This is a genomic window from Kitasatospora cystarginea, assembly GCF_039533515.1.
Lineage (GTDB): Bacteria > Actinomycetota > Actinomycetes > Streptomycetales > Streptomycetaceae > Kitasatospora > Kitasatospora cystarginea.
Genome location: NZ_BAAATR010000002.1, coordinates 110,467 through 122,270, shown reverse-complemented (window position 1 = coordinate 122,270; position 11,804 = coordinate 110,467). Strand labels below are relative to the sequence as shown.

9 protein-coding genes are annotated in these 11,804 nt (G+C 69.8%); 5 read left to right on the top strand and 4 right to left on the bottom strand.

What is annotated here, in order from left to right:
* The first annotated feature begins 35 nt into the window (after positions 1-35).
* The 3 genes from ABD369_RS02495 to ABD369_RS02485 all read left to right on the top strand — a co-directional run bounded on the left by ABD369_RS02495 (position 36) and on the right by ABD369_RS02485 (position 3,646).
* Entirely contained in the window at positions 36-584 is a 549-nt protein-coding gene (locus tag ABD369_RS02495; RefSeq protein WP_344634508.1) for a gluconate 2-dehydrogenase subunit 3 family protein, read from the top strand.
* A gap of 31 nt (positions 585-615) precedes the next feature.
* Positions 616-1,545 carry a ferritin-like domain-containing protein gene (locus ABD369_RS02490; RefSeq protein ID WP_344634507.1) on the top strand — a complete coding sequence of 310 codons (930 nt, stop codon included), beginning with the start codon at positions 616-618 and terminating at the stop codon, positions 1,543-1,545.
* Between the two features lie 163 nt (positions 1,546-1,708).
* The gene (locus ABD369_RS02485; protein ID WP_344634506.1) at positions 1,709-3,646 is read left to right on the top strand and encodes a multicopper oxidase family protein; all 1,938 of its coding nucleotides are present in this window, start codon (positions 1,709-1,711) and stop codon (positions 3,644-3,646) included.
* Between the two features lie 188 nt (positions 3,647-3,834).
* Here ABD369_RS02485 and ABD369_RS02480 read toward each other — a convergent pair whose 3' ends face one another.
* From ABD369_RS02480 to ABD369_RS02470, 3 genes are all read right to left on the bottom strand, one after another.
* Positions 3,835-4,923, bottom strand: a complete 1,089-nt coding sequence (locus tag ABD369_RS02480; protein WP_344634505.1) for an alpha/beta hydrolase — start codon at positions 4,921-4,923, stop codon at positions 3,835-3,837.
* A gap of 173 nt (positions 4,924-5,096) precedes the next feature.
* Entirely contained in the window at positions 5,097-6,239 is a 1,143-nt protein-coding gene (locus ABD369_RS02475) for a serine hydrolase domain-containing protein (protein WP_344634504.1), read from the bottom strand.
* 372 nt (positions 6,240-6,611) lie between these two features.
* On the bottom strand, positions 6,612-9,170 hold the full coding sequence (locus tag ABD369_RS02470; RefSeq protein WP_344634503.1) for an XRE family transcriptional regulator: 2,559 nt from the start codon (positions 9,168-9,170) through the stop codon (positions 6,612-6,614).
* Between the two features lie 239 nt (positions 9,171-9,409).
* Here ABD369_RS02470 and ABD369_RS02465 point away from each other — a divergent pair, with 239 nt between their 5' ends.
* Positions 9,410-9,679, top strand: a complete 270-nt coding sequence (locus tag ABD369_RS02465) for a hypothetical protein (RefSeq protein ID WP_344634502.1) — start codon at positions 9,410-9,412, stop codon at positions 9,677-9,679.
* Between the two features lie 88 nt (positions 9,680-9,767).
* Here ABD369_RS02465 and ABD369_RS02460 read toward each other — a convergent pair whose 3' ends face one another.
* Positions 9,768-10,349: a TetR/AcrR family transcriptional regulator gene (locus tag ABD369_RS02460; protein WP_344634501.1), complete on the bottom strand. Its 582-nt coding sequence runs from the start codon at positions 10,347-10,349 to the stop codon at positions 9,768-9,770.
* A 130-nt stretch (positions 10,350-10,479) separates the two neighbouring features.
* On the opposite strand from ABD369_RS02460, the gene ABD369_RS02455 reads away from it, so the two are divergent.
* A complete protein-coding gene (locus ABD369_RS02455; RefSeq protein WP_344634500.1) occupies positions 10,480-11,427 on the top strand; it encodes an SDR family oxidoreductase in 948 nt (315 codons plus the stop codon).
* The last annotated feature ends 377 nt before the right edge of the window (positions 11,428-11,804 follow it).

Below are 11,804 nucleotides of genomic sequence, written 5' to 3'. Positions count from 1 at the left end.
GCATGCATGACGGCAGATCAGAAACCGAGGGAGAGATGGACCAGCACAATGCCGCCGGGGTCGGCACCGCGCCGCCGGGCTACGGCACCGATCCCAACCTGGTGACGCCGCACACGCCCTGGCCGCGCACGCTCTCTGAGCGCGAGCGCGCACTCATCGGGGTTCTCGCCGACATCATCCTGCCGGGCACCGGCGAGTACCCGGCGCCGAGCGGGATGGGGATCACCGACTTCTTCGACGAGTGGGTGAGCGCTCCGTACGGCACCCAGCAGGGGCACAGAGCGGTCATCACGGCCGGTCTCGCCATGGTCGACGCGGAGGCGCAGCGCCAGTTCGGGGCCGGGTTCGTCGAGCTGGACCCTTCCCGACAGCGCGCGATCGTCGACCAGATCGCTTCGACCACCGCGGCGGACCGGAAGTTCTTCATCAGGTTCCGGTCGCTGGTGCTCGTCGGCTACTTCACGTCCGACATCGGCTTCAAGGCGATCGGCTATGTCGGGAACGTACCGCTGCTCGGTTTTCCGGGCGTCACGCCCGAGGCGCAGCGCATCATCGACGACGAACTCAGAAAGCTGGGGCTGTGACGTGGATCCGGTGACCGCGGATGTGCCGCGCATGAAGACGATCAGGGAGTACGTCGAGGCGAGGATCCTCTCGCTGGACGACCTCAAGGGCGCCCTGCAGTTGGCGATGCGACTGGAGTTCGCCACGATCCCGCCCTATCTGTGCGCGCAGTGGTCGGTCCAGAACGATCCGGACCGCACCGAGGGCGTGCTGCACCGGATCGTCAGTCAGGAGATGGGCCACTTCGCACTCGCCGGAAACCTCCTGGCCGCGGTCGGCGGCCGCCCGTCGATCGCGCACGCGGACTTCCTGCCGAGCTATCCGCTCAGTGAGCTGCCCGGCGGCATCCCGCAGGAACTCCCGGTCGACCTCAAGCCGTTGCGCAGGGAACAGCTCGCGGTGTTCATGCAGATCGAGTATCCCGAGTTCCCGCCCATCGCGCTGCAGGCCGAGCTGCCGCCCGCGACGATCGGTGCCTTCTACGACACGATCATCGCGACCTTCCAGGCGGTCAAGCCCGACATCGACCAGGACGCGCACGCGGTGGAGCTGCCGGCCACGAACCCGATCAGAACCGTCGCCGACGCGATCGACACCATCGACCGGATCAAGAGCGAGGGGGAGGGGACGCAGGGGTCGCCCGAGGAGCCGTCCGGCGACGGGGGCGGCCATGCGCACTACTACCTCTTCAAGGAGCTGTACGTCCAGAAACGGCTGGTGAAGGTCGGTGAGAAGTGGAGCTTCAGCGGGTCACCCGTCACCCTGCCGGACGTGTACGACTTCGGGTCATCCCAGGCCCGGCCGAACCCCTCGGCCGAGTTCAACCGCACCCTGAAGCAGCTGCTGATCGATCTGGAGACCTGCTGGACGAACGGCGCACCGCCGAACGTGGCCGCGATGTTCCGACTCCAGATGATCGGACGGGACTTGATCAAGCGGGGGATCCGCCCGGAGTTCCGGTGGGACGACGGATCGGCCTGAACCCGCCAGAAGGCGGGAAGCCAGCACCGCCTCCGTGGTCTCGGGAGGCGGTCCGGTGAGTACGAGGCAGTCGACCGCCGACCGTTCCCCGGGCCGAGCGCGCGCACGCGGCCGTCGCTTCGCCGCCGCCCCTGCCACCTGCTTTTCCCCGGGAGGAATCCTTATGATCACGAGGCGACGTGTGCTGGAGGCGGGGGCCGTCGGTGGCGCGTGTCTGTTGCTGCCTGCCGAGACGGCACTGCCGGTGCGGGCGGCAGGTGCGCTGGACCCGACAAAGGTGGAGAAGTATGTCGCCGAGCTGGTGATACCCCCGGTGATGCCGAGGGACTACCGGGACCGGAAGGCCGACGTGGACCGCTACACGATCGGTGTGCGGCAGTTCCGGCAGCAAGTACTGCCTCCGGGGAACCCGGCGACAACCGTCTGGGGATACGGATCGGTCCGGCACAGGGGAACCTTCAGCTTCCCCGCCCTCACCATCGAGGCGGAGTTCGGCAGGGCGGTGCGGGTGACCTGGATGAACCAACTGCGCAACGCCCAAGGCCGCTACCTGCCGCATCTGCTGCCGGTGGATCCCACACTCCACTGGGCGAATCCTCCCGGCGGGCTGTCGGGACGGGACTCACGTCCCGCGTTCACCTCGACTCCGGGCCCCTACCGAGGGCCGGTACCCATCGTGACCCATCTTCACGGCGGGCTGAACGAGGAGGAGAGCGACGGCTATGCGGAGGCGTGGTACCTGCCCGACGCGCGCGACATCCCCAGAGGCTACGCGTCAGTCGGTTCCTTCTACGAGGAGTTCGGGAGGAAGTTCGCAGTGCGGTTCGGGCAGGGCTGGGGCAGTGGAGCGGCGGTGTTCCAGTACGCGAACCGTGGCCGAGCCGCCACGCTCTGGTTTCACGATCACGCGCTGGGTGTCACCCGGCTGAACGTGTACGCCGGACTGGCAGGCTTCTATCTCCTGCGTGGTGGGCCTGACGACCTGCCGCAGGGCGTGCTTCCCGGTCCCGCGCCCAAGCCGGCCGACCCCCCGGGGACGAGGTACTACGAGATACCCGTGGTCATTCAGGACCGGTCTTTCAACAACGACGGCAGCCTGTCCTATCCGACGAGCCGAGCGTTCTTCGACGGGTTCAAAGGCCCCTACGTTCCCGGCAGTGACATAGCGCCGATCTGGAACCCGGAGTTCTTCGGCAACTCCATCGTCACCAACGGCAGGACCTGGCCGGTGCTCTCGGTGGAGCCGCGCCGCTACCGGTTCAGGTTCCTCAACGGGTGCAACTCACGGTTCCTGATCCTGAAGATCATCGCCGATCGGTCGGCCCGCCGACCGGCATCGCCGGCCCTGCCCTTCTGGCAGATCGGAAGCGATGGAGGCTTCCTGCCCGCACCGGTCCAGCGCGACCAACTGCTGACCGCACCCGCCGAACGCGCCGACGTCATAGTCGACTTCACCTCCCTCCCGGTCGGAACCGAGCTCTACCTCGTCAACGAGGCCCCGGACGCCCCGTTCCAGGGTGGCACTGCGGGTACGGACTTCGAACCGGCCGACCCGAGGACCACCGGGCAGGTCATGAAGTTCGTCGTGAGGCCGCTCACGGCGCCGGATACCACCGTGCCACCCGCCCACCTCGCCCTCCCCGCTTTCAGACCCCTGGGCCCGGCGAGCCGCACCCGGAAGCTCTCCCTGAACGAGGTGAACTCCGCCCGCCTCAACGGGGTGGGCCCCCGCGCAGTGCTGCTCGGTACCCTGGGGCCCGACGGCAAGCCGGTCCTCATGGGGTGGGACGGTCCCATCACGGAGGACCCCGCGCTCGGGGCGACCGAGATCTGGGAGTTCCACAACCTCACGAAGGACGCCCACCCGATCCACATCCACGAGGTGCAGTTCCAGGTGGTCGACCGGCAACCAGCCGGACAGGCAGCCCGCCCTCCCGATCCCTGGGAGAACGGTTTCAAAGACACCGTGATCACGTATCCGAACGGCGTCACCCGGGTCAGAGTGAAGTTCGATCAGCCGGGCCGGTACATGTGGCACTGTCACATGCTCGACCACGAGGACAACGAGATGATGCGCCCCTACCGCATCGGACCGGCCTGATCCCGGCTGCCAGGACCGGCGAGAGGCCGAAGGTATCGCCTCACACGGCGAACCGTCCGAGGCGATACCTTCGGCCGGCGGCCGAGGTGGCCGCCAGCCGTCTCACAGCTCGCGGCTTTCGGGCCCGCCGCCTTCCCCGGTCTCGTGACCGCAGGGCGCGGGGGCGGATCCGTCAGCCGGAGGAGGGATCAGCTCGCCGCGGTGAACGCGGCCTGGAGCCGCGGGATGTAGTCGGCGAGTGCGGGAGCCCAGCAGCCGTAGTCGTGGCCGCCGTCGCACGTGGGGGAGAGCGACGAGCCGTTGCCGTAGTCGACCAGGCGGCTGGGGATGCGGAGCTGGTCCAGGCGGGTCTTGACGGTGTTGGAGGCGATCTCGGTGAAGTGGTCGATGGGCCACTGGTTGCCGGTGTAGAGCGTGATGCCGGTTCCGCCGAGCCTGGCCAGGTTGGCGGTGGCGGCGGGGTCGACCTCGTTCCAGATGTGGTCCGCGTTGAAGACCGGGTACGGCGAGCCGAAGATCGCGTCGCTGTCGACGTAGGGCCCGTAACCGGTGCACCGGCCGGTACCCGCAGGGGTGGAGGTGCTCACGGCGCACCACGCGCCCGTGACGTTGAGTTCCGTGGCCAGGACGGCCGCGCGGATCTCCGCCATGCCGAAGTCGATGCCGCCGGACAGCGAGGCGGTGTGGCCGAACAGGTCGGGACGGGCCTCGGCGTAGCGCAGTGCGCCGTAGCCGCCCATCGACAGGCCGACGACGGCCCGGTGGGACCGGTCGGCGATGGTGCGCAGGTTGGCGTCGATGAAGGGGACGACCTGGGTGGTGTGGAAGGTCTGCCAGTTCGCCGCGCCCATGGCTGTGTTCTGCATGGCCCAGTCGGCGTACCAGCCCTTCAGACCGCCGTCCGGCACCACGGTGATCATCGAGTCCGAGTGCAGCGCGGGGGCGGCCGCGGCGTCGTCCACGGTGCCGCCTCCGCCGTGCAGGAAGTACGTCACCGGCCACCGCTTGCCTGGGTCCGCTCCGTAGCCCTGGGGAAGGAAGATGCGGATCCTGTGCTCACCGGACAGCTGCCGGGTGGTCACGGTGATGGTGAAGTCGGTGCTCGAGTGCACCTCGGGGGCGCCGACCTGGGTCAGGCCGAACCCGTCGGTGAACGCCGGAACGGAGGCGGCGTCCGCGTGTGCGGGCGCGGCCCCGAGCAACGCGGCCAGGGACATCGCCGCGGCGGCGACGGCTGCTTTCGCGTGCAGTCGCCAGGTGGGTAGAAGTGACTTCATGCTCGTCCTTTCGGAACGCGGGTGACATTCACGGTGCGGGAGTGGATGCCGCTCGTCCGGGCCGTCAGTCCTCCGGTGCCGTCCGGTACTCCGGTCCGGCGTGCCTGGTGCCCCCGCGCTCGCGGTGCCGGGCGTGGGGGCACCGGGTGGAAGGGCTGCGGTCCGGTCAGGGGTCAGAGCGCGCAGAAGGCGTTGAGCGTGGCGTTGCCGGTGTCCTGCTGGCCCTTCGTCCCGGCGAGCAGGTGGAACTCGTTGTTGGCGCGGACCACCTGCTTGGTGCCGTCCTCGCTGGCCAGCCAGTCGCTGAAGTAGCCCAGCACGGCGCCGTTGTGGCCCCAGGCCCACTGCCCGCAGGGCAGTTGCTCGTGGATGATGCCCAGCCCGTAGCCGGTCGTGCTGCCGCTGGCGACCGGGACGGTGGTCTTGAGCTCGGCCTCCTGCGCCGGCGGCAGGAGCTGTCCGGTCAGCAGCGCCCGGGAGAAGGTGGCCAGGTCGTCCAGGGTCGACACGACCGCTCCGGCGGCCCCGAAGGTCTGGACGTCCGAGGCCGTGACATCCCTGATCACGATGCCGATCACCGGATACTCGTACCCGTGCAGGTAGTTGCCGTGCAGGGCCGGATCGGCGGTCGGGAAGCCGGTGTTGTGCAGGCCGAGCGGTTCGATGATCCGGTGCTGGATCTCGGTGGCCGGGTCGTTGCCGGTGACGGCCTTGATCACCATGCCCGCCAGCACGTAGTTGGTGTTGGCGTACTCCCACCGCTCGCCCGGCGCGGAGGTGGGCTTGTGCTGCGCGAGGGCGAGGTTCACCAGGGTCTGCGGCGGCCAGGGCTGGTTGGGGTTGGCGTTGATGGCGTAGGTCAGGGCGAAGCCCGAGTCCTTGGCGTAATCGGGCAGGCCGGAGGTGTGGTTGAGCAGCTGGCGGATCGTTATCTTCGTCCCGTCGTAGCCGTTGGCGTTGACCGCGCCGGGGAGCCACCTGTCGACGGTGTCGTCGATCGAGAGCCGGTGTTCGGCCTCCAGCTGGAGCAGCACGGTGGAGGTGAACGCCTTGGTGTTGCTGCCGATCCGGAACTGGGCCTTGGGATCGGCGGGCACCTTGGTGTTGATGTCGCCGACACCCGCGTGCACGTACTGGGTGGTGTCGCCCTGGCGTACCAGGCCGATCACGCCGGGGTATCCGTCGGCGACGCCCTGCTGGGCCCCGGCCTGGAGGATGCCGGCCGCGGTCGACGCGTCCGCGTTCGCCGGGCCGGCACCGGCCAGGGCGGCGAGCACCAGCGTCGCGCCGACGGCGGTCAGACGTAGGGACTTCATCGGACTCCTCGATCTGTAGATGGTCCTGGCACTGCGGTGAGTTGACGCGGCGCCGGGGAGGTGAGCGGGCGGCAGCTGATGTGATCCGCCTGGTGAACCGCAAGGATTTGTGCGGCCCCGCACACCGTGGGCGGTGTCCGCGGTTCCGGGCCGGTCACTCCGGACCCCGGTGCCGCGGACCGGGTAGCTCCGATGGTGGTGCTCGTGCGGCTCCGGGGACAGGCCAGGGCACCGGCCATCTATGACCGGTCGTCACGGAAGGCTCACCGGCAGCCGTACGCACCGGTCTTACGAGCAGGCTCGGTGGGTGCCGGGCGGTGAGTCAGCCCGGCACGTGGCTGCGCCGCCTCGGCGGACGGCAGGCTCCTGCCGTCACGAGGGTCCGCTCTGCGCGGAGGGGAATCTGGCCGGCACGTAGTTGGCCTGCTGCTGGCGGAACGTGTGGCCGAGGTGGTGTTGCAGCCGGACGTGGCGGAACTGGTAGACCGCGCCGGTCTGGCGCAGCACTCCGCGGTGGTACGCGTCGTCCAGGAAGGCAACCGTGTCCCAGGGCAGCTTGCCGGTCAACGGCAGCCAGCCACGGGACAGCAGGACCCACTGCCCCCAGGCGGTGAAGGCGAGGGCGTAGGAGACCGAACCCCCGAGCCCGCCGACCGCACCGATGAGGAGCCCGTCCGACAGCCCCCAGTTCAGCGGTCCGAGCGGGCCCTGGAGCAGGTCGACGACCAGGCGCCCGCCGAGGGAGATCGCGAGGGTGAGCAGTGGCGCCAGGACGAGGACCTGCTGGCCGACCGTGGTGCGGTTGGCGGACAGCAGGCCGACCGGTGTGGCGGCGGAGGCGACGTCCACGGGCGCCTCCAGTGCGGCTGTGAGCCCGAAGACCAGCCCGGCGGCCGAGCCGAAGATCAGCCCGAAGACCAGCATGTTGATCAGGATGCCCTCGATCACGGCAGGGTTGTCGAGCGGGATCCCCGGGTACACCGCGCGCTCGAGGGCGAGGGCGCACGCGAATCCGACGCCCATGACGAATCCGCCGAACAGACCGTTGCCGAAACGGCCGGTGAACGTGTGGATCGGCCGGCGGCTGATGCGGCTGTGGGCGCCGGGCAGCCGCAGCCGCACGCGCGCCGGCTCGAAGGCCGTCCCGCCGCCGTACGCGATCATGACTGCGTACACGGCTCCGAAGGCGAGTCCGGCGACAGGCCCCATGAGGCTCCCCTGCAGCAGGATCTCGCCGATCCCGAGCCGGGTGACGAACGGGCAGACCAGCCAGTCGGACAGGGTGATGCACAGCGCGGTCGCCAGCACGACGGCCATGATGCGGGTCGAGCGCGGCAGCGAGTCGCCGATCTGCCACCAGGCGAGGTCCTGCCGGTCGTGGTCGAGCCGGACCAAGTGGTGGGCGAGGTAGCCGAGCCAGCGCCGGACGCGGTCAGAGTCCCGGTTCGGCTGCCGGCGTCGTTGGCCGCCCTCGGTCTGCTCGGGGACGCGGCGCCGGTAGACGGCCGGCACGAAGCCCGCCAGCAGGTGTTCCTCCAGGGACTTCCTGGTGGGGAACCGTGTGGTGTCCAGCAGTTCGGCCGGATTCCGGCCGGGCGTCTCGCTGTACATGGTGCGCGCCAGGATGACCATGAGCGGGGTGGTCAGCACCTCGGCAAGGGGCGCGCTCGCCGGGGTTTCCCGGGCGCGCAGTTCCCCGAGGACGACGTCCCACACCGCCCCGGTCCCGCCGTCGCCGTCGTGGTCGCCACCGTGGCCGCTGCTGTTGCCGTGACCGACCGTTCGAGCGGTCCGGGGCAGGTAGGTCACGAGGTCGTCGATGGCGAGGTCGGTGAGCTCGATGCCGGCAGCCCAGACCAGCGGTGCGTGCGCCGCTTGGACGGCTTCGGCGAACTCGCCGCGACGGCTGGTGAGAACGAGTGGGAGCGAGGTGGCGTTGAGTGCCTCGAGTGCCTCCCGGCGCAGGCCTTCAGCGATTTCGTCGAACCCGTCCAGGACCGGGAGGATGAGGTCGGCGTCGACCAGCGCGGAGGCCGTGGTCGACCCGCTGGGGCTCCTGCGGGCCAGGTGCGGGTGGTCGCGCAGCAGCCGGCCGATCAGCCAGTCCCGGAGTGTGATGGCCGTCGGGTCCCAGGAACCGAGACTGAAGATGACCGGTACCCGGCCGGGAACGGGCGAGGCTTCGAGGACGTCCAGGACGAACCTGATCGTGAGAATCGACTTGCCCGAGCCGGCCCGGCCGAGAATCACCAATCGGCCGGAGGAGATCCGCCGGTAGACCTCGGCCACGCTCCGCAGGTCACCGCTCAGGTCCACCTGGCGCGGCACGACCCCCGGCCCGAGACGCTGGATGTTCTCCTGCAGGTCCGTCAGGCCGGCGGGCGCCTGCTGCCACCGGACCGGCAGCGGAAACGGATCGTGGACCCGGCGCTGCCCCTCCTCGCGACGCCAGCGACGCCTGACCTCCCTCGCCAGCTCCTGCGCGGCGTCGGCGAGCGCACCGGGCACCGGCAATGGCGAGGGGACCGCGGGCGGGGGAGGCTCGTCGAGTTGTTCCGGTGAACTGGTGGTCAACTCGGCCGAGTCAGCCATCGGTTCGGCCGAAACAGTCACCAATTCGGTTGGAACCGCCATTGATTCGGGCGGATCGGCCACCAACGCGGGTGGTACGGGAACCGGTTCAGGTACCCCCGAAGCCACTTCGTTCTGCGATCTCGCGAGCGTGGCCGCCAGCCGTCGGCGGTCCTCGTGCCCGACATCGAGGGCGTCCGCCAGCAGGTTCACCGTTCCCAGCCGATGATCGGTGGACTTGCCGGTCTCCAGCCGGCGAATGGTGCGAACGCTCACCCCGGAACGTTCCGCCACCTGCTCCTGCGTCAGCCCCGCCTGATGGCGCAGCCGACGTAGCAGCGGGCCGAGCTGATCTGTCACCGGGTCGCCTCCCTACTCGCCAGTATGGCCGCTCGTGAGCCTATCGTGACGACCGGTCACATCTGGCCGGTGCCTTGGCCTGTCCGCAGATCAGCGCGGACTCCACGATCAGTGACCGGGTGGCCGCACGGACGGCGGCAGGTTGCAGGGCCGCGGAGGGTGGGGGCGACGGCCCGGGCGGTCGGGCAACCGGCCCGGTCCGGTGGCCACCCGCCGATCGGCCGCACCGCGTGCCGGTGATGGAGAGGACGACCGCGTACGGCGACATCCGAGGAGTCAGCATGGCGTACCGCTACTGGTGCGGTGAGTGCAGCTTCAAGACACCGTGGCTCACCGAGTCCCAGGGCGAGCAACAGCAGATCGAGCACTATGCCAAGCGGCACCCCGGTGTTCCCCCTGGTGGCCATGTCGAGGTCGACCGGAGGAATCCGGTCGGAGGCCGTGGCTGCCTCCAGATGGTGGCGATCGCGCTCCTGTTGCTGATTCTCGCGGCTTCGTGCCGCCGCTAGCGGCGTCCCAGGAGCCGAAGAGCCCTTGCCCCCGGAGCGCTCGGATCGGCGGTGCGGAGTTCGAACTCCTCGGGGAGGGGGAAGCCGGTCAGCGCTCTGCGGACGGGCGGCCCGCCGTCACGTCCCTGAGCTCGTCGAGTGACTCCTGGATGAGTTGCGCCAGGCTCCGCCGGCCGGTTTCGTCGAGCCAGCGTTCGAACGCGATCTTGAATACGGCGATCCCCGCCTCGGCGGCCAGACCTGCGGCCGTGTCCGCGACGCCGCGCTGACGCAGTGCGTCGGCGAGTGCCGCGGACAGCGACGCGAGCTTGATCAGTTCCCGTTCTCGGAGCTCCGCGTTCGCGGCGATGACGGTCTGACGCCGCCGAGCGCTGTCACGGCGCTCCTGGAGCACGACGGCGGCGGCCTCGAGGGCCGCGCCCACCGCCTCGATCGGCGCCGCGGAACCAGGTGCCCCGGCGACGGCGCTCACGAAGAGCTCCTGCAGTGCGCCCGCGCCCGCGAACAGGACCTCGCGCTTGTCGGCGTAGTGCCGGAAGAACGTCCGCTCCGTCAGCCCGGCCCGTTTGGCGATCTCCGCCACCGTGGTCTGCTCGTACCCGCGCTCGATGTAGAGCTCCAGTGCCGCCTGTTCGAGCCGGCCGCGCGCGTTTGGCTCCCATCGACCCATGTGCTGAATCCTAGCTGATGACAGCGACTGACATCGGAGCTACGCTGTGAGCGATGACAGTCCCTGACATCGCGACCTGTCGTCGCGCATGCCTGTTGCAGGGATCCAGAACTCACCTGGAGGTCTTCTCATGCGTGTTTTTGTCACCGGAGCGTCCGGCTGGATCGGCTCCGCCGTCGTTCCCGAGCTCATCGGCGCGGGCCATCAGGTTGTCGGGCTCGCCCGCTCGGACGCCTCGGCCGCCGCCCTCACCGAGGCCGGGGCCGAGGTGCACCGCGGCACTCTTGACGATCTCGACAGCTTGCGGAGTGCGGCTGCCGCGTCGGATGGTGTGATCCACCTCGCGTTCAAGCACGACATCGCCTTCTCGGGGGACTTCCAGGGCGCTGCCGATGCGGATCGCCGCGCCATCGAGGCGTTCGGAGAGGTGTTCGCGGGATCTGATCGACCGTTCGTCATCGCCTCCGGGATGATCGGGCTCGCACCGGGGCAGGTGGTGACCGAAGCCGACGGGCTCGGTCCCGACTCCGGGGCGGCGGCGTCCCTGATCAGCGGTGCGGAGACTCGAATGGCCAATGCCCGGGCGACGCTCGCCCTCGCTTCCCGCGGCGTCCGCTCGTCCGTCGTGCGGCTCCCCCCGACGGTGCACGGCGAGGGAGATCACGCCTTCATGGCGACCCTGGTCGCGATCGCTCGCGACAAGGGCGTTTCCGGCTACCTCGGTGACGGGTCCAACCGCTGGCCGACGGTGCACCAGACCGATGCCGCGCACCTCTTCCGGCTGGCGCTGGAGACGGCTCCGGCGGGATCGATGCTGCACGCGGTCGCCGACGAGGGCGTGCCGATCCGTGCCGTCGCCGAGGTGATCGGCCGGCAGCTCGACCTCCCGGTGGCCGCCGTCTCCCACGAGGACGCGGGCGAGCACTTCGGCTGGCTGGCCAGCCTCGTCGCGGTGGACAGCCCGGCTTCGAGCGCGCTGACCCGTGAGCTGCTGGGGTGGCGGCCGACCGGTCCCGGGCTCGTCGACGATCTGGAGAAGGGCCACTACTTCCGGGTTGACCGGCCCTCTCGGTGGTAGCCCGAATCACCGTCCGGCAGGACTGGTTGGCTCCGGTGGGTGTGACGCGCCCGTCCAACCGATGCGCCGGGGCGGCTCGTGGGCGTGTGTGAGGCGCCAACTCCTCTGTCTCGTCAGGGAGGCGGAGCGGCGGACCGGGGCAGGCACCCAGGAGCTCCTGGCGTGCGATCCGGCCCAGCGGTCTCCCCCCGTTCGCGGCCGGCGCCCATCCGGAAGAACCGGATGCCAAGGCCGCCGCCGGCCCCGGACTCCACCTGCCGAGAACCGGAGAACTGCGGGAGCTGATCGTCGAGCGGATCGAGTCCGCCTGATACCGGCCGGGGGCCGGCTCGGGCGGACTCGACGCTCATCTGGGTGCGATTCGGACCGGCGAGGGC

Bases quoted from the DNA above. Each gene is read 5' to 3' on its own strand.
- ABD369_RS02495 (WP_344634508.1), top strand. From the start codon at position 36: ATGGACCAGCACAATGCCGCCGGGGTCGGCACCGCGCCGCCGGGCTAC.
- ABD369_RS02490 (WP_344634507.1), top strand. From the start codon at position 616: ATGAAGACGATCAGGGAGTACGTCGAGGCGAGGATCCTCTCGCTGGAC.
- ABD369_RS02485 (WP_344634506.1), top strand. From the start codon at position 1,709: ATGATCACGAGGCGACGTGTGCTGGAGGCGGGGGCCGTCGGTGGCGCG.
- ABD369_RS02480 (WP_344634505.1), bottom strand. From the start codon at position 4,923: ATGAAGTCACTTCTACCCACCTGGCGACTGCACGCGAAAGCAGCCGTC.
- ABD369_RS02475 (WP_344634504.1), bottom strand. From the start codon at position 6,239: ATGAAGTCCCTACGTCTGACCGCCGTCGGCGCGACGCTGGTGCTCGCC.
- ABD369_RS02465 (WP_344634502.1), top strand. From the start codon at position 9,410: ATGGAGAGGACGACCGCGTACGGCGACATCCGAGGAGTCAGCATGGCG.
- ABD369_RS02460 (WP_344634501.1), bottom strand. From the start codon at position 10,349: ATGGGTCGATGGGAGCCAAACGCGCGCGGCCGGCTCGAACAGGCGGCA.
- ABD369_RS02455 (WP_344634500.1), top strand. From the start codon at position 10,480: ATGCGTGTTTTTGTCACCGGAGCGTCCGGCTGGATCGGCTCCGCCGTC.